At 56.8% G+C, this 1,424-nt stretch carries 1 protein-coding gene; it reads left to right on the forward strand.

Annotated features, from left to right (window positions below; translation table 11 throughout):
• The first annotated feature begins 112 nt into the window (after window positions 1-112).
• On the forward strand, window positions 113-1,414 hold the full coding sequence (locus tag AC1RL4_RS29185; protein WP_489079034.1) for an IS4 family transposase: 1,302 nt from the start codon (window positions 113-115) through the stop codon (window positions 1,412-1,414).
• The last annotated feature ends 10 nt before the right edge of the window (window positions 1,415-1,424 follow it).

Raw genomic sequence — 1,424 nt, forward strand, 5'->3', positions numbered from 1 at the left:
GCCATCCCTTTCAAGGTCTTAGGTAAAATCTTCTGAAGTTTCTATCAGGGATACCCGAACGATGTGGGCCGATGTTCTGGAGCGTTTCGAGAAAAAAGCACCTGCCAGCGTTATGGCCAAATTGGCGCTGGAGCACGCTATTGCCCCTGAGTGGGTCGATCAGGTCTTCGAAGAACATCGGCAACGGCAGTATTCTCGTGAGCTACTGTTCTCGACCATCATCAAGCTGATGTCCCTTGTTTCATTGGGTTTGAAGCCATCCCTGCACGCCGCGGCGCGGCAACTGGAAGATCTTCCTGTTAGCCTGGCGGCCCTCTACGACAAGATCAGTCGTACCGAGCCAGCTCTGTTGCGCGCCCTGGTCACGGGCTGTGCGCAGCGCCTGGCTCCAACCATCAAGGAGTTGGGTTGCACGGCGATGCTGCCGGGTTGGCAGGTTCGGGTGGTGGACGGTAATCACTTGGCATCCACTGAGAAACGACTGGGGGCTTTACGCCACGAGCGCGGCGCCGCTCGGCCCGGGTTTTCGGTGGTTGTCTACGACCCCGACCTGGATCAAGTCATCGACCTGCAGGCATGTGAAGATGCCTACGCAAGCGAGCGTGTTTGCGTGCTGCCTCTCTTGGCCGATGCCGAGCCGGGCCAGGTGTGGCTGGCTGATCGACTCTATTGCACGCTCCCGGTCATGGAGGCTTGCGAACAGGTCAAAACCTCCTTTGTCATTCGTCAACAGGCCAAGCATCCACGCTTGATTCAAGAGGGGCATTGGCAAGAACCAGTGCCTGTGAGCACGGGCACCGTGCGTGAACAGATTATTCAGGTTAGAGGCGGTTACCAGTGTCGACGTGTCGAACTGACGCTTCACTCGCCAACAGACTCGGGTGACAGCAGCTTGATGTTCTGGAGCAACCTGCCTGAAAGCGTCAGCGCGCAGCAGATCGCGGAACTCTATCGCCGCCGCTGGAGCATTGAAGGCATGTTCCAGCGACTGGAAGCAATCCTGGAAAGTGAAATCGAAACCCTTGGTAGCCCAAAGGCCGCATTGCTCGGGTTCACTACTGCGGTGTTGGCCTACAACGTCCTGGCCGTACTCAAACGAAGCGTCGAGCAAGCCCATCAGGCTTCCCAGCCTGACGGCTGGGAAGCCTCAACCTATCACTTGGCGGTTCAGGTCCGGAGTGGTTATGAAGGCCTGCAAATTGCACTGCCCTCGGAATGTTTTCCCGTCATACCTCTGGAAAAACTGGCCCAGCGCTTGTTGGAACTGGCCAGAAACATCCAACCAAAACAAGTTGCGAAAAATCCCCGGGGCCCCAAGGTGCCTAAACCCAAAACATGGGTGCAAGGCACTGCGGTGCATGCACATGTTTCAACGGACCGGGTAATCAAGGCCGCCAAAACGAAAAGACCTTGAAAGGGATGGC

Source organism: Pseudomonas sp. GW822-FHT07A10 (genome assembly GCF_058798795.1).